The sequence below is a fragment of the Kribbella voronezhensis genome (genome assembly GCF_004365175.1).
Taxonomy (GTDB): Bacteria; Actinomycetota; Actinomycetes; order Propionibacteriales; family Kribbellaceae; genus Kribbella; species Kribbella voronezhensis.
The window spans coordinates 1175906-1195748 of the sequence record NZ_SOCE01000002.1; the positions used below are offsets into that span (position 1 = coordinate 1175906).

Annotated in this window: 16 protein-coding genes; 12 read left to right on the forward strand and 4 right to left on the reverse strand. The window is 67.2% G+C overall.

Annotation, left to right across the window (positions count from 1 at the left end):
• The first annotated feature begins 100 nt into the window (after nt 1-100).
• The 3 genes from EV138_RS32670 to EV138_RS32680 all read left to right on the forward strand — a co-directional run bounded on the left by EV138_RS32670 (nt 101) and on the right by EV138_RS32680 (nt 7002).
• Entirely contained in the window at nt 101-4594 is a 4494-nt protein-coding gene (locus EV138_RS32670) for a PKD domain-containing protein (protein WP_133983708.1), read from the forward strand.
• A gap of 72 nt (nt 4595-4666) precedes the next feature.
• Entirely contained in the window at nt 4667-5788 is a 1122-nt protein-coding gene (locus EV138_RS32675; protein WP_133983710.1) for a CaiB/BaiF CoA transferase family protein, read from the forward strand.
• Between the two features lie 71 nt (nt 5789-5859).
• Nucleotides 5860-7002, forward strand: a complete 1143-nt coding sequence (locus EV138_RS32680; protein WP_133983712.1) for an acyl-CoA dehydrogenase family protein — start codon at nt 5860-5862, stop codon at nt 7000-7002.
• Between the two features lie 45 nt (nt 7003-7047).
• Here the strand turns inward: EV138_RS32680 and EV138_RS32685 are convergent, their stop codons facing one another.
• The gene (locus EV138_RS32685) at nt 7048-7737 is read right to left on the reverse strand and encodes a hypothetical protein (protein ID WP_133983714.1); all 690 of its coding nucleotides are present in this window, start codon (nt 7735-7737) and stop codon (nt 7048-7050) included.
• A 112-nt stretch (nt 7738-7849) separates the two neighbouring features.
• Between EV138_RS32685 and EV138_RS32690 the strand changes: the two genes are divergently transcribed.
• From EV138_RS32690 to EV138_RS32705, 4 genes are read left to right on the forward strand one after another with little or no spacing between them, the layout of a single operon-like run.
• A complete protein-coding gene (locus EV138_RS32690) occupies nt 7850-8428 on the forward strand; it encodes a TetR/AcrR family transcriptional regulator (protein WP_166678839.1) in 579 nt (192 codons plus the stop codon).
• A 51-nt stretch (nt 8429-8479) separates the two neighbouring features.
• Nucleotides 8480-9076 (forward strand): sulfite oxidase-like oxidoreductase, encoded by a 597-nt coding sequence (locus EV138_RS32695; RefSeq protein ID WP_133983718.1) that lies wholly within the window; start codon nt 8480-8482, stop codon nt 9074-9076.
• On the forward strand, nt 9046-9798 hold the full coding sequence (locus EV138_RS32700; protein WP_133983720.1) for a ferredoxin reductase: 753 nt from the start codon (nt 9046-9048) through the stop codon (nt 9796-9798). Before EV138_RS32695 ends, EV138_RS32700 begins: the two co-directional genes overlap by 31 nt.
• Nucleotides 9795-10070, forward strand: a complete 276-nt coding sequence (locus EV138_RS32705) for a DUF6510 family protein (RefSeq protein ID WP_133983722.1) — start codon at nt 9795-9797, stop codon at nt 10068-10070. Before EV138_RS32700 ends, EV138_RS32705 begins: the two co-directional genes overlap by 4 nt.
• A gap of 40 nt (nt 10071-10110) precedes the next feature.
• Here the strand turns inward: EV138_RS32705 and EV138_RS32710 are convergent, their stop codons facing one another.
• On the reverse strand, nt 10111-11292 hold the full coding sequence (locus EV138_RS32710; protein ID WP_133983724.1) for an alpha/beta hydrolase: 1182 nt from the start codon (nt 11290-11292) through the stop codon (nt 10111-10113).
• Between the two features lie 56 nt (nt 11293-11348).
• A complete protein-coding gene (locus EV138_RS32715) occupies nt 11349-12128 on the reverse strand; it encodes a MerR family transcriptional regulator (RefSeq protein ID WP_133983726.1) in 780 nt (259 codons plus the stop codon).
• A gap of 90 nt (nt 12129-12218) precedes the next feature.
• Between EV138_RS32715 and EV138_RS32720 the strand changes: the two genes are divergently transcribed.
• Together EV138_RS32720 and EV138_RS32725 are read left to right on the forward strand one after the other, a co-directional pair.
• Nucleotides 12219-13445 (forward strand): acetyl-CoA C-acetyltransferase, encoded by a 1227-nt coding sequence (locus tag EV138_RS32720; protein ID WP_133983728.1) that lies wholly within the window; start codon nt 12219-12221, stop codon nt 13443-13445.
• Nucleotides 13442-15583 carry a 3-hydroxyacyl-CoA dehydrogenase NAD-binding domain-containing protein gene (locus EV138_RS32725; RefSeq protein WP_133983730.1) on the forward strand — a complete coding sequence of 714 codons (2142 nt, stop codon included), beginning with the start codon at nt 13442-13444 and terminating at the stop codon, nt 15581-15583. The genes EV138_RS32720 and EV138_RS32725 overlap by 4 nt, the downstream gene beginning before the upstream one ends.
• Nucleotides 15584-15585: 2 nt before the next feature.
• Here the strand turns inward: EV138_RS32725 and EV138_RS32730 are convergent, their stop codons facing one another.
• Nucleotides 15586-16197, reverse strand: a complete 612-nt coding sequence (locus EV138_RS32730) for a TetR/AcrR family transcriptional regulator (protein WP_133983732.1) — start codon at nt 16195-16197, stop codon at nt 15586-15588.
• 366 nt (nt 16198-16563) lie between these two features.
• On the opposite strand from EV138_RS32730, the gene EV138_RS32735 reads away from it, so the two are divergent.
• From EV138_RS32735 to EV138_RS32745, 3 genes are read left to right on the forward strand one after another with little or no spacing between them, the layout of a single operon-like run.
• A complete protein-coding gene (locus tag EV138_RS32735; RefSeq protein WP_133983734.1) occupies nt 16564-17841 on the forward strand; it encodes an ABC transporter substrate-binding protein in 1278 nt (425 codons plus the stop codon).
• Nucleotides 17838-18791 (forward strand): carbohydrate ABC transporter permease, encoded by a 954-nt coding sequence (locus tag EV138_RS32740; protein ID WP_133983736.1) that lies wholly within the window; start codon nt 17838-17840, stop codon nt 18789-18791. Before EV138_RS32735 ends, EV138_RS32740 begins: the two co-directional genes overlap by 4 nt.
• The gene (locus EV138_RS32745; protein WP_133983738.1) at nt 18791-19675 is read left to right on the forward strand and encodes a carbohydrate ABC transporter permease; all 885 of its coding nucleotides are present in this window, start codon (nt 18791-18793) and stop codon (nt 19673-19675) included. Before EV138_RS32740 ends, EV138_RS32745 begins: the two co-directional genes overlap by 1 nt.
• Nucleotides 19676-19843 lie beyond the last annotated feature (168 nt).

Here is a 19843-nt window from a genome sequence, read left to right on the forward strand (position 1 = left end):
CGGGGCAATTCGGCGTAGGCCGCCTACGTCTGTTGTGGGAGGCCACCAATCGATCGGCTACCTACGGTGAAGGCATCGCTTTCAACGATCGGGGTGGGTCATGTCGGAGCTCGTCGGGGGACGTCCGCTGTTCGCGGCCGGGGCACGGAAGGCACGGTGGTTCGCGGCGTGGCTCGTCGCCGTCGTGCTGGTCGTCGCGATGTCTGCGATGCCGACGAGGAGCTTCGCGGCCCAGGCCGTCGACGAGGTGCACTACACCTTCACGTCGTCGACCTCGGTGTCCCTCGACTGGCGCGGTGACGCGACCGAGGTGCGGTGGGGGCCGACCAGCAGCTACGGCTCTGTCGCCCAGGGTTCGGCACCCGCTTGGACTCCGTGGTCGTCGGCCGGGCCGTTCCGGCAGTTGCAGCTCGATGGGCTGGCGAAGGGCGCGACGTACCATTACTCGATCGGTGGTGGGCCGGACTGGACGTTCCACACCCCGCCGACCGGCAACTTCCGGTTCGACGCGATCGGCGACGTCGGCGACTCGGTCAGCTTCTCCAAGCTCGGCCCGACGCTGGCCGCGATCGCCAACGACGAGCCTTCGTTCGTCCTGATGGTCGGCGATCTCACCTATGCCAACGCGACCGGCGCGAACATCGCCGTGATCGACCAGCACTTCAACGACGTGATGAACTCGTGGGGCACGACGGCGGCGTACATGCCTGCCTGGGGCAACCACGAGTACGACGTCCCAGGCGCTGACGACCTGCGCAACTACAAGGGCCGCCTGCTGATGCCGAACGCCCAGGCCTCGCCCGGGTCGCCGGCCATCTCGTGTTGCGGCGACGACTGGGGCTGGTTCGACGCCGGGTCGGTGCGGTTCATCAACTACCCCGAGCCGTGGACCGGCGCCTGGGCGGACTGGCAGTCGAAGGCCAACGTCTTGATGAGCCAGGCCCAGAACGATCCGTCGATCAAGTACATCGTGACCAACGGGCACCGGCCGGCCTACTCCACCGGCTACCACCCCGGAGAGGCGCAGCTCGCCAACATCCTGGACGGCTTCGGTACGGCGTACAGCAAGTACGTGCTCAACATCAACGGGCATTCGCACGACTACGAGCGCTTCCAGCCGATCCAAGGCGTCACCCACATCACCGTCGGCAGCCCGAGCTCGCTCGAGCTGCCCTGGACGAGCACGGACCCGCGGACCGCGTTCCGCGCCATGCACCTGGCCCACCTGCGGGTCGACGTGTCCGACACGGGCCTGCGGGTCCAATCGGTCTGCGACCTTTCGGCCAGCAAAGAGGACACCACGTGCGCCCAGGGCAGTGTGCTGGACGAGTACGTCATCGGTGTCCCGCCGGTGACCCCGCAGAAGACGCAGTACTACGTCGACAAGACGGTCCCGGGCTGTTCGGACACCGGGCCGGGCACGGCGGCGACGCCGTACTGCACCATCACCAAGGGTGTCGGCCGGCTGCAGGCCGGCTACACCGTCTACATCGGCGACGGCACGTACGCCGAGACCATCAAGCCCGCGGTGTCCGGTACGGCGGCCGCGCCGATCACCGTCACTGCCTGGCCCGGCCGGAATCCCGTGATCAGCGCAGTGACGAACGGCGCCTACATCTCCGCGAAGAGCTACTTCACGCTGTCCAATCTCACCTTCACCGGAACGGTCACCGACGGCATCTACGTGACCAAGAGCGATCATATAGTTGTCAGCGGCAACCATGTGGCGGGCTCCGGCCGGCCACTGCAGAGTCAGACCGCGCCCGGCATCAGCATCCGCGCCACCAACTCGTCGGTGGTCTCGAGCAACACCTCCGACCACAACAACGGCACCGGCATCTACATCACCAACACCAGCACGGACGTCCTGGTGGCCGATAACGAGGCCAGCTACAACGCGGAAGGCTGGCAACGCAACGCCAACGGCATCAACGTCACCAGTCCCGGTAACACCGTGCTCCGCAACGTCACGCACGACAACGAGGACTCGGGGATCCAGTTCTTCACCGGCGGCAACGACAACCTGGCCGCGCTGAATCTCACCTACAACAACGGCGACCACGGCATCGACGACCTGAACGTCACCGGCGGCCGGCTCATCTCCAACACCGTGTACCGCAACTGCACCTCCGGCATCAATGTCGAGGGCACCTCGGGCAGCTACGTCATCCAGAACAACGTCGCGGTCGACAACGCCGTCTACCCGGCCTACAACGGGATCGCCTGCGCCCGCAGGGCCGGCAACATCGGGATCTGGGACTCCGCACCGCCGACCACGACCGTGGATCACAACCTCGTTTGGCTGACCAAGGCCGGCACGATGTACGTCTTCAAGACCCCATACACGTCGCTGCCGGCGATGCAGACCGCGACCGGGCAGGAGGCGGCCGGCGTCCAGGCCGATCCGCTGTTCTTCGACATCCCCAGTTCCGATTTCCAGCTGCGATCCGGTTCTCTCGCGATCGACCGGGGGAACTCCGGGGTCTCGGGAGCGCAGGCGCGCGACATCCTCGGCAACGATCGGGTTCGCGACCCCTCGGCGAACAACTCCCAGGCTTCCGGGCCGCGCCTGTACGACGACCTCGGCGCCTACGAGTACCAGCCGGACGTTGCCCCACCGCCGGCTCCGCCAACGGCGGTGTTGAGCGTGACGCCGACCACGGGCACGACGCCGTTGCTGGTCACCGCGAACGCGGGTGGTTCCACCGATCCGCGGGGCGAGGCTTTGTCGTACAAGTTCGATTTCGGTGATGGCACTGTGGTGGGTCCGCAGTCCGGCGCGACGGCTGATCACACGTTCCAGACGGCGGGAAGCTTTGTGGTCAAGGTGACGGCAACTGATACCAGTGGGCTGTCGTCGACGGCCACGGCCACCGTGACGGCCAGCCAGCCGGCCCAGCCGCCGACCGCGCGTCTTGTCGCCTCGCCCAACACCGGTCTCACGCCGCTGACCGTTTCGGCCGACGGCAGTTCGTCAACCGATCCGCAGGCCAAGGTGCTCAGCTATGAGTTCGACTTCGGTGACGGAACCGCCAAGGCCGGACCCCAGGCCTCCAGCTCGACCAGCCACGTCTACACCACGGCCGGCAGCTACGTTCTCAGCCTGAAGGTCGTCAACAGCGACGGCCTGAGCGATACCACGACCACGACGATCACCACGACCGCACCAGCAGCACCGGTCGCCAAGCTGACGGTAACGCCAACCACAGGCACTGCCCCGCTGCTGGTCGCCGCCGACGCGGGCGGCTCTACCGATCCGCAGGGTCAAGCCTTGTCGTATTCCTTCGATTTCGGTGATGGCACTGTCGTGGGTCCGCAGTCAGGTATGACGGCTGATCACACGTTCCAGACGGCGGGAAGCTTTGTGGTCAAGGTGACGGCGACCGATACCAGTGGGCTGTCGTCGACGGCCACCGCCACCGTGACGGCCAGCCAACCCGCCCAGCCGCCGACCGCGCGCCTTGTCGCCTCGCCCAACACCGGTCTCACGCCGCTGACCGTTTCGGCCGACGGCAGTTCGTCAACCGATCCGCAGGCCAAGGTGCTCAGCTATGAGTTCGATTTCGGTGACGGAACCGCCAAGGCCGGACCCCAGGCCTCCAGCTCGACCAGCCACATCTACACCACGGCCGGCAGCTACGTTCTCAGTCTCAAGGTCGTCAACAGCGACGGCCTGAGCGACACCACAACCACCACCATCACCACAACCGCACCCATAGCGCCGGTCGCCAAACTGACCGTGACGCCAACCACAGGAACAGCGCCGCTGCCGGTCACCGCCAACGCGGGCACCTCCACCGATCCGCAAGGACAGACCTTGTCCTACTCGTTCGACTTCGGTGACGGCACTACGGTCGGTCCGCAGGCCTCGGCTATCGCGACTCACACCTACCCGACCGCGGGCACCTACACAGTGCGCGCAACGGTCACCAACACCAGTGGGCTCAGCACCGTCGCCAGTCAGACCGTCACGGTCGCGCCGGCTCCGGCGTACGTCGGGCAGTTGGCGACCGCGTCCGCGAACACCCTGAAGTCCAGTGCTGTGCTCACCCTGACTCGCGCGGCGAACGCCGGCGACCTGATCGTCGTGACCGCGCGGACCGCCGATTCGCTCGGAGCAGCGACTGCGAAGGACGATGCCGGCAACACCTACACGCTCGCGACGACCCGCACGGATGCCGCCCTGGCCCGAATCACCGTGCTGTCCGCGGTCGCCACCCACGCGTTGGCGATCGGAGCTCACATCACCGTCAGCTTCCCGCCCAGTACGTCGTACCTGGTGGCTGCGGACGACCTCGTCGGTGTCAAAGCTGTCGACCAGACAGTGAGCGCGACCGGCGGAACCGCCGCCTTCTCCTCCGGGCCGACGGCGATCACCACTGCCCCGCGCGAGGTTGCGATGGGGGTCGTCAGCCTGAGCGGCGGCAGAGGTGCGCCGGCCTGGGCCGCCGGGTGGACCACCATCGGCGCGACCAATGTCAGCTCCAGCTACTTGTCCCGCGCCTATCGCCTCACGACCGCGACCGGCACGGTCACGGCCGGCGGAACGGCCACCGGCACCTGGATCGCAGGGGTGGTGACCTTCAAACCCTGACGCCACGACCGAGCTCCGCGCAGCGCGACACTGACTTGACCACTGTGACAGTTGTACTGTCACAATATGGGAATGGGTCCGCTGCGTGGAGTGAAGGTTGTCGAGCTGGCAGGGATCGGGCCGGCGCCGTTCGCCTGCATGCTGCTGGCGGAGCTGGGCGCCGAGGTGCTGCGGATCGATCGGCCGGGCGGTGGGCTCGCGTTCGGACCGCCTGAGCTGGAGCTGCTGAATCGTGGGCGTCGCAGCGTTGCGCTCGACCTGAAGAAGCCAAGCGCTGTCGACGCCGTCCTCGAGTTGGTCGCGAGCGCCGATGTGCTGGTCGAGGCCTTCCGGCCGGGAGTCGCCGAGCGGCTCGGCCTGGGGCCGGAGGAATGTCAGGCGGTCAACCCGAAACTCGTGTACGCGCGGATGACCGGGTGGGGACAGGACGGCCCGCTCGCCCAGTCGGCCGGACACGACATCGACTACCTCGGACTCTCCGGCGCGTTGCATGCGATCGGCCGGGCCGGCGGACCACCGCAGGTGCCGGCGAACCTGCTCGGCGACTTCGCCGGCGGATCCCTGTACCTCGTCGTCGGCGTGCTCGCCGCCCTGGTCGAAGCCCGGGGGAGTGGGCGTGGTCAGGTGATCGACGCCGCGATCGTGGACGGCGCCGCTCACCTCACCACGGTGCTGCTGGGCGCGTTGGCGGGCGGCAACTGGAAGCAGGAGCGTGGCACGAACCTGCTCGACACGGGCGCGCCGTTCTATGACGTCTACGAGACCTCGGACGGCGAATACATGGCGGTCGGAGCGATCGAGCCGCAGTTCTACGACGAACTGATCCAGCGGCTCGGGGTCACCGCGCCGGATCGGTACGACGTGACGAACTGGCCCGAGCTCCGCAAGACGCTCGCCGAGGTCTTTGCCGGCCGGACCCAGGCCGAGTGGACCGAGGTGTTCGACGGCACGGACGCCTGCGTCTCGCCGGTCCTGCCACTGGCCGGTGACCATCCCCATCTCGTTGCCCGAGGCATCTTTGTCGAGAAGGACGGCATGCGGCAGTCGGCTCCGGCGCCCCGGTTCTCCCGTACGCCGACGTCGCTCGGCAGTGCGCCGGCGCGCCCAGGCGAGCACACCCGCGAGGCGTTGGCCGACTGGGGAGTCACCGGAGTCGACGAGTTGCTCGCGAGCGGAGCCGCCGTACAGGCCTGAGCCAGGCGCCGGCCGGGCGCCCGCAGTACGGGACAAGCGTTGGAATCGCTGTACAGACAGGAGAATCGCCCGTGGAACGTCACCTCTTCGATGCCGATCACGATGCGTTCCGGGAGACCGTGCGCGCCTTCTGCGACAAGGAGATCCTGCCGCACCACGAGAGCTGGGAGGAGGCCGGCATCGTGCCGCGCGACCTGTGGACCGCGGCGGGCGCAGCGGGGTTGCTCGGATTCATGATGCCGGAGGAGTACGGCGGTGGCGGTGCCCGGGACTTCCGGTTCAACGCCGTCGTGGGCGAGGAACTGACCAGGTCGCGGGCGAGTGGGCCCGGCTTTGCGATCCACGTCGACATCGTCTCGGCGTACCTGCTGGACTATGCGAACGACGAGCAGAAGGCGCGCTGGCTGCCCGGCTTCTGCAGTGGTGAGTTGATCACGGCGATCGCGATGACCGAGCCCGGCGCCGGCAGCGATCTGCAGGGGATCGAGACGACGGCGATCCGCGACGGCGACGACTATGTGCTGAACGGCCAGAAGACCTTCATCTCCAACGGCATCCTCGCCGACCTGGTGATCGTCGTCGCCAAGACCGACCCGTCGGCCGGGTACCAGGGCATCTCGTTGCTGGTGGTCGAGCGCGGGATGCCCGGTTTCGAGCGCGGCCGGAACCTGGACAAGATCGGGCTGAAGGCGCAGGACACCGCCGAACTGTTCTTCGACGATGTCCGGGTGCCGGTCGCGAACCTGCTCGGCGAGCAGGGCAAGGGCTTCGTCTGTCTGATGGAGAAGCTGCCCCAGGAACGGCTCGCGATCGCGGTGGTCGCGGTGGCGGCGTGCGAGTCGGTGATCGAGAGCACCCTGCGGTACGTGAAGGACCGCAAGGCGTTCGGGCGGCCGATCGGCTCCTTCCAGAACAGCCGCTTCGTGCTCGCCGAACTCGCCACCGAAACCCAGATCGCCCGGGTCTTCGTCGACCGCTGCATCGAGGAACTCAACGCCGGCACCCTGTCCGTCTCCGACGCCGCGATGGCGAAGTGGTGGACCACCGAACTCCAGCAGAAGGTCGTCGACCGCTGCCTCCAACTCCACGGCGGCTACGGCTACATGACCGAGTACCCGATCGCCAAGGCCTACCTCGACACCCGCATCCAGACCATCTACGGCGGCACGACCGAAATCATGAAAGAAATCATCGGCCGAACCATGGGCATCTGAACGCCCGGTGCTCCGGGCGGGGCGGGGCCCGGAGGACTGGGGGGTTCAGGCAGCTGCGGAAGCAATCCGCGTGGGGGAGGTGGTGAGCGTGGGGGTGCGGCGGGCGCTGCGGAGGATGCTGATGCTCACCGCGAGGGTCCACAGGCTCCAGAGCATGCCCATGCTGGCCGTGGTACCCCAGCCTTGGACGGCGTAGAAATTGGACGGGTTGTCATTGGAGTAGATCGCGGGGACGAACGCCAGGTTGATCGCGGCGAGGACGAGCGCGGACCGGCCGACCCACTTGGGGAGCAGGCGCAGCCGTAGTACGACGATGCCGAGTGCGATCAGGAACAGTCCCATCAGCAGGCGCGAGATCAGCCCCTGCATCAGGTACTGCGCGGCCGCGAACGGGCCCTCCTTGGTGGTGTCGATGTCGTGGTCGACCGAGATGGCGGCGCCGGCCTCCATCGACTGGGGGACGAACACCATCGCCACCCAGAGCAGCCCGGCTGCCTGGATCACGCCGGAGATCCAGTCCGACGCGACGTCGACCTGATGGATCAGCTGCCGCAGGCCGGTGAAGAACAGGATGTAGAAGACGCAGCCGGTGATGCCGATCAGGCTGCGGGTCAGGATGTTCCAGTCCGGCGGCGCGCCGGAGTAGAGGAAGTAGAGCGGCACCTGGACGACGATCAGCGCACTCGCGATGATCCCGAACAGGCCTGCGTACCGGCGGACGACGGATTCCGGCATGGTTCTCTCCTTAGCTGGTCAACGAGACGTCTCGTCTCATGGCGAGACGCTACGTCTCGGTCTAGTCCACTGTCAAGACACAACGTCTCGTCTTGTTGTAAGCTCTGCAGACATGACCAGCCCGAATCCCGACCGTCGTAGCGAACGAGCCCGCCAGGCGATCCTCGAGGCGGCCCTCGAGCTGTGCCAGCAGCAGTCGTTCGCCGGCCTGACGATGGAAGGCATCGCGAAGCGGGCCGGGGTGGGCAAGCAGACGATCTACCGCTGGTGGCCGTCCAAAGCGGCGATCCTGCTCGAAGCCCTGATGGAGCGGGCCGTCGACACGCTCGACTTCCCGGACACCGGCGACGTCGTCGCCGACCTGCGCACGCAGATGACCTTGGTCGTCCACGCCTTCAACGACCCGATGTTCTCCGCGTACAGCCGCGGTCTGATCGCCGCCGCCCAGAGCGATCCCGAGATCGCCGCCGCCGTCGTCGACACGGTCATCAAACCTCGCGTCGACCTGTGCGTGGAGCGCTTGGAGAAGGCGCAGAAGTCCGGCGATCTGCGAGCCGACCTCGACCCGCAGGACGTCGTCGAGCTGCTGTACGCACCGTTGTACTACCGCCTGCTCCTGCACACCCGCCCGGTCACCGAGGCGCAGGTCGACACAATCCTCCAATTGACCTTCACCGGCGTCGCCGGCTGACGGCAGTCGTGGTTGACTTCCCTCAGCAGTTCGAGCCGAGGGAGGTCCCTGATGGACATCGTGTCGCCGGGGTTCACCGGACGTCGCAGGAGTGGGACGGAGCTGCCGCCCGGGCAGTACCTGACCCATGAGTTCCCGGTGTTGTCGGCAGGCCCGACTCCGCACATCCTCCCGGAGCACTGGGAGTTCACCGTGACCACCGAGACCGGCGAGGTGCACCGCTGGGACTGGGCCACCTTCACCTCGCTGCCGGCCGAGGAGATCACCCGGGACCTGCACTGTGTCACCCGCTGGTCGAAGCTCGGCACCGACTGGAAGGGCGTCTCGCTCGACACCCTGCTGGCCGATGTCGAAACCGGCGCCGACTTCGCGATGGCCCACAGCTACGGCGGCTACACCACGAACCTCCCGCTGGAAGACCTGCTCGACGGCCAGGCCTGGATCGCCTACGAGTACGACGGCGAGCCGCTGAACCCCGAGCACGGCGGGCCGGCCCGGTTGCTGGTCCCGCACCTGTACCTGTGGAAGAGCGCCAAGTGGGTGCGCGGCCTGGTCCTGTCCGACACGGACGATCTCGGGTTCTGGGAGAGCGTCGGGTATCACGAGTACGGAGACCCATGGAAAGAACAGCGCTACGCCGGCGACTGACCTGGCAGGTCGGCACGGTCACCGAGATCCGCCAGGAGACGGCGACCGCCCGGACACTGGTCGTCGACGTCCCCGACTGGCCTGGCCACCTGGCCGGCCAGCATCTCGACGTACGGCTGACGGCACCGGACGGGTATCGCGCCTCCCGGTCGTACTCGCTCGCGTCCGCCTGGACCGGCGAGACGATCGAGTTGACGGTCGAGGAGGTGCCCGACGGCGAGGTTTCGCCGTACCTGGTCGAGGTGCTGAAGGTCGGCGATCCGCTCGAGGTGCGGGGTCCGGTCGGCGGCTGGTTCGTCTGGCGGCCGGAGCAGGCCGGCCCGATCCAGCTCATCGCCGGGGGATCGGGCGTCGTGCCGCTGATGGCGATCCTGCGCGCGCACGCGGCCGCCGGCGGCACGCCCCCGGCCAAACTCCTGTACTCCGTCCGCAGGCCGACGTCGGTCATCTATCTGAGCGACCTGAAGGAGATCGCGGCCTCGGACGATGTCGAGGTCACCTTCGCCTACACCCGGGAGGCCCCACCCGGCGAGCCGCGCGTCGGCCGGGTCGACGCCGACCTGCTCGACGCCATCACGTTCACCCCGAAGGACGAGCCGACGACGTACGTCTGCGGCCCGACGCCTTTCGTGGAGGCGGTCGCCGATCTGCTCGTGGCCGCCGGTCACGACCCGGCCCGCGTGAAAACCGAACGCTTCGGACCCACAGGAGGACCGCGATGACCGCCGATGTTCCGACCTACCTGGACGGCAATGCCGCGGCCGGTGCGCTGCGAGAGGTGTTCGCGGTCGACCTCACCGCCGCGGTCGCCCGCTGCAACGGCTGCGGTCGGACCGGGGTCTTCGCCGAAGCGCGGGTGTATGTGGATGCGCCGGGCATGGTTGCGCGGTGCAGCGGCTGCGACGGCGTACTGCTTCGCGTCGTCAACACCCCCACCGACACCTACCTCGACCTTCGCGGCCTGACGTATCTACGGGTGTCAAACGCCGAGTAATCCGCCTGGTCCGGTCGGGCATGACCGGACCAGGCGGGTCCTACGGCAGGTCCTTCCGGATGTCGAGCCGGGCGAAGGATCGCAGTGGCTGGACCGAGCCGGTGAGGATCGGGTCGGCCGTCCGGTCGCCGAGCAGGTACCGCCGGAAGAACGCTGACAGATAGGTAGATGCCACCAACCGCTGTTGGGTTTCGGTCAGTTGCTTGTCGGCGCGGTGCGGGTCGTCGTCCGAGGTGCAGTAACCGGGCTTCGGCGGGTTGGGTGTCGCGGCATCGTCGTACGCGCCGACCTGGCCGCTCGACGGGGACCACTGGGTGTTGTAGAAGTCGTGGTTCGCCCCGTGCACGTAGTACTCGTAGACCGGCGCGGTGTTGTGCGCGTTGAGGTAGCGAAGGTGTCCGTCGACCGCGCGGTCGCAACTCCCCACGAAGACGGCGACGGGGAGGTTGGTGATCCGGTACGGCGTGTACTCGGGGTTGTCCGGGTTGTCGTCAGGGGCGTACGGCTCCGCCGCCGCGAGCGGAACCACGGCCTTGATCTTCACCCCGGCCGGCCAGTTCTGCTGGTTCACATCGGCGGCTTCGAGCAACGTGCCCCGGCCACCTCGTGAGTGACCCATCAGGCCGACGTCGGTGAGATCCGCGTGTCCACGGAAGTCGACCGGCCGGCCGTGGTCGAGCACCTTGCCGGCCAGCGGTCCGCCGCCGGTCGCGCTCAGCCGCTGCCACATCGACAAGTGCTTGCTGATCAGAGCGGCCCGTGCCGCGTCCTGGTCCTGGCCCAGGTACGACGGTTCGACGCCCTTCGCGCTGATCGAGACCACGATCATGCCTTGGGAAGCGAGCTTCTCGCCGAGGTAGTCGTATCCACGCTGACTCGGCAGCGGCGGCGTCCCCTTCGCACACGGCCAAGCGGCCAGCTTCGAATAGTCCTGCTCGTCCCACGCCTGACGGTCCGCGCAGGTGATCCACGACCCGTGCGACATCAGTACTACGGGATACCGGTGGTGAGCCAGGTCCTTCGGGTAGTGCACGACTGCGGTCAGCTCGGCGCGCGCCGTCGTACCGTCCTGGGTAGGCGGAAGCTGGAAGGCGGTGGCGCCGAGGTCGTATGTTGCGGTTCCGACCGGATGGAGTGCTGAAGCTCGGGCAATAGTTGCCGTCGGCACCAACAGTGCGCCGGTCAGGGCGCATGCGGTGGCGACGGTCAGCAGTTTCCTCATACCGCTGCGACGCGAGGCCTGGACCACCGGTTGTCCAGGTCGGCGTCAGGATTTTCTCAGCGCCGGGGCGGTTTGGTCCGCGAGCGGCGGATGGTGTCGCGCTGGGTCTCGCCGACGGCGCGCTCGTAGGCGAGCACGAGGCCCTGGATCGTCACCGGCTTGAAGCGCTCGACGAGTTGCTGGATGTGCTCGGGCGGCCCACCGGAATCGCGGTAGTGCGGCCAGACCTTGGTCCGGAACACCTCGGTGAGTTCCTCGGCGATCGCGCGGCCGTGGTCGGCGAAGATCCGCCCGGCGTCGAGCACGGCCTCCACCGGCAGGTCGAGGTCGAGCAGTTCCACCCCGAGGCTGAGATGCGCGGTCGCCACCTGGAACACGTCCTCGTCCGGCGTCGGCTCCACCACCCCGAGGGCGACCAGCATCTCGATGTCGTCGTCGGTCAGGTCGCGACCGGTACGGCGTACGAGGGTCGCGCGGTCCAGCGTCTCGGGCAGGTCGCGCATCCACGGCGTCAGCAGGGTGCGGTGCAGCGCGATGTCCTGCGGGGTCGCGTCGGTGGGGATCCGGTCCAGGTAGCCCTCGATCGCGGAGAGCGTGAACCCGTGCGCCTGCAGCTCACGGACCAGGTCGAGGCGCGCGATGTGCTCGGGTCCGTAGTACCCGACGCGTCCACGGCGTACGGGTGGGGGAATCAGGCCCCGGCCGGCGTAGAAGCGCAGGGTGCGGACGGTCATGCCGACCCGGGCGGACAGTTCGTCGACGGTCAGCGTCGCTTCGTGCTCGCCACTCGGCGTGGGCTCGGCAGGAACGGGCGACAAGGGCCGTGACACAGGCATGGCGCAGATCATAGTGGGCAGCACTTGTTCACTGTGACACCATCACTGTCATAATCGGGATGCCCCTACCGGTCTGACGACGGGATCAGCATGACCTCAGCCAGCGAAGCCTTTCTGTACGACGCGTTCCGGACCCCGCGAGGCCGCGGCAAGGCGACCGGAGCCCTGCACGAGGTCAAGCCGATCCAGCTGATCACCGGTCTGCTGACCGAGCTGCGCGCCCGCCATCCGGAGCTGGACCCGGCCGCGATCGACGACGTCGTCCTCGGTGTCGTCACCCCGATCGGCGACCAGGGCATGGACATCGCCCGGACGGCGGTGCTCGCGGCCGGCTACCCCGAGACCACCGGCGGCGTGCAGCTCAACCGCTTCTGCGCCTCCGGCCTCGAAGCCGTCAACCAGGCCGCGCAGCGGGTCCGCTCCGGCTGGGAGGACTTCATCCTGGCCGGCGGCGTCGAATCCATGTCGCGCGTCCCGATGGGCTCCGACGGTGGTGCCTGGGCTATGGACCCAGAGACCGCTCTCCGGACGAACTTCATCCCGCAGGGCGTCAGCGCCGACCTGATCGCCACGATCGACGGCTTCTCCCGCAGCGACGTCGACGCGTACGCCGCCGAGTCGCACGCGCGGGCCGCCAAGGCCTGGGCCAACGGCTACTTCGCCCGCTCGGTCGTCCCCGTTGCCGACCGCAACGGTTTGCCGATCCTGGACCATGACCAACTCGTCCGGCCGGGCACCACGGTCGAGACGCTCGCCGGCCTGCCGGCCTCCTTCGCCGCGATCGGTGAGCACGGCGGCTTCGACTCGGTCGCGCTGGAGAAGTACGTCAAGGTCGAGCGGATCGACCACGTGCATCACGCGGGCAACTCGTCCGGCATCGTCGACGGCGCCGCACTGGTTGTCGTGGGCAACGAAAAGGCCGGCGAGGCGCTGGGTCAGGCTCCCCGCGGCCGGGTGGTCGCCACCGCGGTGAGCGGCGCTGATCCGACCATCATGCTGACCGGTCCGGCACCGGCCGCTCGCAAGGCGCTGGCGAAGGCGGGGCTGGAGGTGGGCGACATCGACCTGTTCGAGATGAACGAGGCGTTCGCCGCGGCGGTGATGCACTTCATGGCCGATCTCGGCGTCCCGCACGAGAAGGTGAACGTCAACGGCGGCGCGATCGCGCTCGGCCATCCGCTCGGCGCCACCGGCGCCATGCTGATCGGCACCCTGCTGGACGAACTGGAGCGACGCGAGCTCCGCTACGGCCTGGCCACCCTGTGCGTCGGCGGCGGCATGGGTGTCGCGACCATCATCGAGAGGCTGGCCGCATGATCGACTGGAAGAACGACGACGGCGTCATCACCTTGACGATGGATGACCCCGGCGCGTCCGCGAACACCATGAACGACACGTATCTTGCCGCGATGGGCGCGACCGTGGAGCGCTTGCAGGCTGAGAAGGACACCATCAAGGGTGTCGTGATCACCAGCGCCAAGCAGACCTTCTTCGCCGGTGGCAACCTGGAGATGCTGTCGCGGATCCAGCCGGAGAACGCGGCCGAGGTCTTCGCCACGATCGAGGAGGTCAAGCGGCAACTGCGCGCGCTGGAGACCCTCGGCGTACCGGTCGTTGCCGCGATCAACGGTGCTGCCCTCGGCGGCGGGCTGGAGATCGCGCTCGCCTGTCATCACCGGATCGTTGCCGATGACAACAGAATCGAGCTCGGCGTTCCCGAGGTGACGCTCGGCCTGCTCCCGGGCGGCGGCGGTGTCACCCGCACGGTCCGGATGCTCGGCCTTCAGGACGCGCTGCTGAAGGTCCTCCTTCAGGGCCAGCGGATGAAGCCGGCCCATGCCAAATCGGTCGGCATCGTCGACGAGATCGTCCCGGCGGACGAACTGCTGAGCAGTGCCTACCGATGGATCGACGAGTACGACGGTGATGCCAAGCAACCGTGGGATCGTGACGGGTACAAGATCCCGGGCGGTACGCCGGCCTCGCCGAAGCTGGCCGCGTTCCTCCCCGCCTTCCCCGCGAATCTGCGCAAGCAACTGAAGGGCGCGCCCTACCCAGCACCCCGAGCGATCATGAGCGCTGCCGTCGAAGGCAGCCAGGTCGACTTCGCCACGGCTTCGCGGATCGAGTCCCGGTACTTCGTGGAGCTCGCGACCGGCCAGATCGCGAAGAACATGATCAACGCGTTCTTCTTCGAGCTCCAGGCGATCAACGCCGGAGCGTCGCGGCCGGCCGGCGTACCGCAGTACAAGGCTCGCAAGGTCGGCGTACTCGGTGCCGGGATGATGGGCGCGGGGATCGCGTATGTCTGCGCGAAGGCCGGTATCGAGGTCGTTCTCAAGGACGTCTCGCTGGAGGCTGCGGAGAAGGGCAAGGCGTACTCCGAGAAGCTGCTCGCCAAGCAACTGCAGAAGGGCCGGACGACGGCCGGCAAGGTCGAGGAGTTCCTCAGCCTGATCACGCCGACCGCGGACCCGAACGACCTGGCCGGGTGCGACCTGGTGATCGAGGCGGTGTTCGAGAGCGAGGAGCTCAAGCAGAAAGTGTTCGCCGAGATCGCCGGCGTGGTCGAGCCCGACGCGTTGCTCTGCTCGAACACGTCGACGCTGCCGATCACCTCGCTCGCCGACGGGATCGACCGGCCGGACGACTTCGTCGGGATGCACTTCTTCTCGCCGGTCGACCGGATGCCGCTGGTCGAGCTGATCGTGGGGGAGAAGACCTCCGACCGGGCGCTCGCGCAGGCCTACGACGTGGTGCGGCAGATCAAGAAGACACCGATCGTGGTCAACGACAGTCGTGGCTTCTTCACCTCCCGCGTCTTCGGCACGCTGGTGATGGAGGGTGCGGCGATGGTTGCCGAGGGCGTGAACCCGGTGACGATCGAGCGCGCCGCGACCCAGCTGGGCTTCCCGGCGCCGCCGCTGGCGATGCTCGACGAGGTGACGCTGACGCTGCCGATGAAGATCCGCGATGCCGCGCGGGCGGCCGGGGACAGTGCGGGCGCCTTCGACGATCACCCGGGGATGGCGGTGGCCGACCGGCTGGTGAGCGAGTTCGACCGGCGCGGGAAGGCGGCCGGCGCAGGGTTCTACGACTATCCCGCGGACGGCCCGAAGCGCCTGTGGCCGGGATTGTGGGAGCACTTCGTCAAGGACGAGGTCGATCCGCCCTTGATCGACCTGCAGGAGCGGCTCGCGTTCGCGATGTCGCTGGAGACGGTCAAGTGTCTCGACGAGGGCGTACTGCGCTCGGTTGCCGACGCCAACATCGGCTCGATCCTCGGCATCGGCTTCCCACCCTTGCACGGCGGCGCGCTGCAGTACATCAACGCGTACGCCGGTGGGCTCGCCGGCTTCGTCGAGCGCGCCCGCGAGCTCGCCACGGCGTACGGGGAGCGGTTCGACCCGCCGGCGCTGCTGGTGAAGAAGGCGGAAGCGGGGGAGAAGTTCTGAGCTCAGGCCGGTCGGCGGCCGGGATCGGCGTAGCTGCCCAGGTAGGCGAGCGCCGCGTCGAGGGAATTGCGGAGCGGATCGGCCCGGCGCAGGGTCTGGCTGAGCAGTAGGCCGCCTTGGAGAGCAGCAAGGAGTGACTGCGCGAGAACGTCGGGGTCGGCGTCCTCGCGCAACTCTCCGCGCGCCCGCATCGTCTCCAGGCCGCGCCGGAACAGGTCCAGCCACTGCTCGTACCCGGCGGCGAGGTCGGCGCGCGTCTCGGCGTCGGACTCCACCAGCTGACCGGCCAGCGAGCCGAAGTCGCAGCCGCCCTGGAAGTCTCGTGCGGCCTGCCGCTCGACGACCCGGTCCGCCCAGCGCTGCCAGGCTGCAAACGAATCGAGTTCGGGTGTCTGCTGCAGCCGCACCATCTTGTCGGCCTGCCAGGCGATGACGTCCTTGATCAGCGTCCGTTTGTCGCGGAAGTAGTGCGTCATCTGAGAGCCACTGACGCCGGCCGCCTTGCGGACATCCTCGATCTGCGTGCCGGCCACGCCCTGCTTCAGCACCAGGTCGGCTGCCACCGCCAGAATTCGTGCGCGGGTAGCCCGCCCTTTGGCGGTCAGCTCTGCCATGGTGGCACTGTAACGCGGTACTGGGATCGCAATCCCATAAAATTGTCATCAACTGCGCGCGAGCGTTCGAACCTGACGGTTGATGTCCATTTATGGCGATATCGCCAGGTCCGTCAGCGTTTCGGTCTTGCGGACGAGCGGCTTTTCCGTCAGGGTGAAGCCGCTTCTCCAACGATTCACCCAGCGGTAATGTCGCAGGGTACCGGATGGTCGGCAGCTGCTGTACCCGAACTGTCACCACTCGGCACTGTTGCGATGTTCGAGTTAGTTGTAACGTGTCCGAAACCGGAGATGCTTAACGCCGTTAAGTAAATCCGGAACCGCTTGCGCCGCAGGGCCGCGGCGCCGCTTTCGGAGGTGTATTCCATGCCTGCTCACCTGCCGTCGCCGGGAATGTCACGGCGCGACCTGCTCAAGCGCACCGGCGGCCTGGCCGCCCTGGCCGCCTTCGCCGCTGCCTGTGGTGGCAATACCGGCCGGCCATCCGACTCCGGCGGCGGGAACAAGGTCAACCTGTCGCAGTGGTACCACCAGTACGGCGAGACCGGCACCAAGGAAGCCGCCCTGAAGTACGCCAAGGCCTACACCGACGCCAATGTCAGCGTGCAGTGGACGCCGGGTGACTACGGCAGCAAGCTGTCGTCCGGTCTGCTGTCGAACAAGGGGCCGGACGTCTTCGAGAGCCAGCTCAACATCGGCATGGTCAAGAGCAACCAGGTGGTCGCGCTGGACGACATCATCGCCGACGTCAAGGACGACTTCCAGCCGGGGGACCTGGCAACGAACACCGTCGACGGCAAGGTCTACGGCATCCGGATGATCGTCGACCCCCAGGTCATCTACTACCGCAAGAGCCTGCTGGACAAGGCCGGGATCAAGCCACCGGAGACGATGGACGACCTCATCGCCGCGGCGAAGGAGCTGACCACCAACAAGGTGAAGGGCATCTTCGTCGGCAACGACGGCGGCCTGGCCCTCGGCGGCCCGGCGGTCTGGTCGTCCGGCGGCAGCTACCTGACCGACGACCACAAGCCCGGGTTCACCGGTGAGCGGGCGGCGCAGGCCTTCTCCAAGTTGCACGAGCTGTACGCGAGCAAGAGCGTCCTGCTCGGTTCGCCGACCGACTGGACCGACCCCGGGGCGATCAACCAGAACCTCTGTGCGATGCAGTGGATCGGCATGTGGGCGGTGCCGGGCATGCAGAAGGTTCTCGGCGACGACCTCGGCGTGATCCCCTTCCCGAAGCTGGACGCCCAGGGCAAACCGGCGGTGTACTCCGGCGGCTGGACCCAGTTCGTCTCCGCGAAGAGCCCGAACGTGGACGCGGCGAAGAAGTTCGTCAAGTGGCTGTGGATCGACAAGCAGGACTTCCAGGAGGACTGGTCGCTGAACTACGGCTTCCACATCCCGCCCCGCAAGAGCCTGGCCGCCAAGGCTGCGAAGCTGCAGAACGGCGTCGCGGCCGACACCGTGAAGCTCAACGCCGACTACGGCCACACCGACAACCCGGCCTGGACCCCGAAGATGGGTACGGCGTTCGGCGACATGCTCACCAACATCATCCGCAAGGGCGCCGACCCGGCCGGTGAGATCAGCAAGGCGGAGAAGACGGTCAACGCCGAGCTGAGCCGGCTGTTCGGATGAGCACGCGCACCGCGCCGGCCCCTGTCCCCAGGGAGTCGGCGCGGAGGGGCGCCCGGCGTACCAAAGGAATCGCGGGCAACACGCTGTGGTTCTGGCTGTTCGTCGGGCCGTTCGTGGTCGGGCTGCTGATCTTCTCCTACCTGCCGATCATCTGGAGTCTGATCCTCAGCTTCTTCGAGGCCTACAACACCGTCACCCCGTCGAAGTTCGTCGGCTTCGGCAACTACGTCGACATGCTCACCGACCACAACTTCCTGTCCAGCCTGGGCACGTTCACGCTGTTCGCGATCTTCATCGTGCCGCTGACGTTCGTGCTGTCGCTCGCCCTGGCGTTGCTGGTGAACCAGGTCAAGATCGCCCGCGCCTTCTTCCGTTCGGTGTTCTTCCTGCCGACCGCCTGCTCGTACGTCGTGGCCTCGCTGATCTGGCGGTTGTCGATCTTCAACGGCGTCCGGTTCGGTCTGATGAACACGATCCTCGGCTGGTTCGGCATCGACGGGATCGCCTGGCTGTCCACGGTCGACCCGCCGTGGTACTGGATTCCCATCGTGACGGTGCGGCTGTGGCTGCAGCTCGGCTTCTACATGATCCTGTTCATCGCCGGCCTGCAACGCATCTCGCCTTCGCTGTACGAGGCGGCGTACGTCGACGGCGCCAAGCCTGGGTGGCAGACCTTCCGCTACATCACCCTGCCGCAGTTGCGGGCGACCTCGGTCGCCGTGCTGATCCTGAACCTGATCGCCGCCTACCAGGCGTTCGACGAGTTCTACAACCTGATCGGCAACGTGAACTTCGCCCGGCCGCCGCTGGTCTACCTGTACGGCATCTCGCTCGGCTCGATCCAGGACCTCGGCCACGGCTCGGCCGGTGCGCTGATCCTGGCCGTGATCATCATGTTGGTCACGCTGTTGCAGAACAAGATCTTCGGCTTCGGAAAGGCGGGCGACTGATGACCGCCATCGATCGTACGACCGGCGCCCCGCAACCGATCGGCTACTCGCGCAGCACGCTCGGCCGGGTGGCCCTGGTTCTGCGCTGGATCGCGTTGTTCATCGCCGTGATCCTGTTCCTGCTGCCGTTCTATCTCGTACTGCGTAACGCGCTGTCCACCGAGTCGGACATCACCTCGCCGTCCTGGACGCTGTTCCCCAAGCATCTGCAGTGGGGCAACATCAAGGAGTTGTTCAACGACACCCAGGTGCCGATGGCGAGAGCGCTGTACAACTCGGCCGTGGTCGGCGTTCTCGGGACGGCCGGGCAGTTGCTGCTGGCCTCGATGGCCGGCTACGGATTGGCGCGGATCCCTTATCGGCACGCCGACAAGGTGTTCTACGCGATCGTGGCGACGCTGATGATCCCGGGTGCGGTGACGTTCATTCCCAGCTTCATCGTCGTGTCGTCTCTCGGCTGGGTGAGCACACTGCGGGGACTCATCATCCCGACGTTGTTCAGTGGGTTCGCGGCGTTCTTGTTCCGGCAGTACTTCCTCAATTTCCCCCGGGAACTCGAGGAGGCGGCGCGGGTCGACGGCGCGGGACATTTCGGGACGTTCTGGCGGATCGTGGTGCCGAACTCGCTGCCGTTCTTCGCCGCGCTGGCCGCCATCACCTTCATCGGCAACTGGAACTCGTTCCTGTGGCCACTCGTGATCGGCCAGGATTCCTCGTCCTGGACGATCCAGGTCGCCATGTCCACCTTCGTGACAGCGCAGACGATCAATATCCACGAGTTGTTCATGGCGGTGGCGGTGTCGATCCTGCCGCTGGTCCTGATCTTCGCCTTCCTCCAGCGCTACCTGATCCAGGGCGTGACCCAGTCCGGTATCAAAGACTGAAGAAGGACCTCGCTTCGCTCGGGCGGGTGGGGAATGCGCTTCGCCCGGTGATGGAGGTGAGAGCACTCCACTCGTAGTCCGGTGATGGAGGTGGGAGCGCTCCGCTCGCAGTCCGGTGATGGAGGTGGGGGCGCTCCGCTCGCCGTCCGGTGGTGGACGGCGAGCGGG